1 protein-coding gene is annotated in these 584 nt (G+C 68.5%); it reads left to right on the plus strand.

The features are described 5' to 3' along the window. Positions 1 to 66 precede the first annotated feature (66 nt). A complete protein-coding gene (locus tag AX692_RS12730; protein WP_073977714.1) occupies positions 67 to 579 on the plus strand; it encodes a DUF736 domain-containing protein in 513 nt (170 codons plus the stop codon). Positions 580 to 584: the final 5 nt, after the last annotated feature.

A 584-nucleotide genomic window follows, 5' to 3' on the forward strand; every position in this document is an offset into this window, starting at 1 on the left:
GGGGGAGAGGGGGATGGGGGGGATGTGATCCGGACAATGGGTTCGGACGCATCAGGAGAAGTCCCCATGAACATCGGTACCCTCAAGGCCAACGCCGAAGGCGTTCTCATCGGCCGCGTCAGCACCATGGCTTTCAGCGCGACGCTGGCGCTGCGTGCCTTCGAATCCACCAACGAACGCGCCCCCAAGTTCGATCTGATGGCGCTGTCGGTCGACCGCCGCAGCTGGGTCAAGGTCGGCGCGCTGTGGGAATACAGCTCGAACGAGACCGGCGAATGCTTCCTCTCCGGCACGATCGACGACCCCTCGCTGGTCAACCCGATCCCGATCGCGTTGTTCCGGCAGAACGACGGCTCGATGAACGTCGCCTGGCGCCGGCCGAAGCAGAAGGCCAGCCTCGGCGGCTTCGCGGGCGAGAGCGAGAACGCGCTCCCGCCGCTCGATGCCACCGGCGACGAGCCGACCGGGCCCGCCAGCTCGGGCGTTGACAGCACCCCTGCCTCGGGCGACGGTCTCGGCGAGAGCACCGCGCCCGCCCCCAAGGGCAAGGCCAAGGTGCCCGAAACCGCGGGAGCCTGACCCAC

The sequence above is a fragment of the Erythrobacter donghaensis genome, from assembly GCF_001557325.1.
GTDB lineage: Bacteria > Pseudomonadota > Alphaproteobacteria > Sphingomonadales > Sphingomonadaceae > Erythrobacter > Erythrobacter donghaensis_B.

Coding starts and splice junctions, on each gene's coding strand:
- AX692_RS12730 (WP_073977714.1), top strand. CDS start 67: ATGAACATCGGTACCCTCAAGGCCAACGCCGAAGGCGTTCTCATCGGC.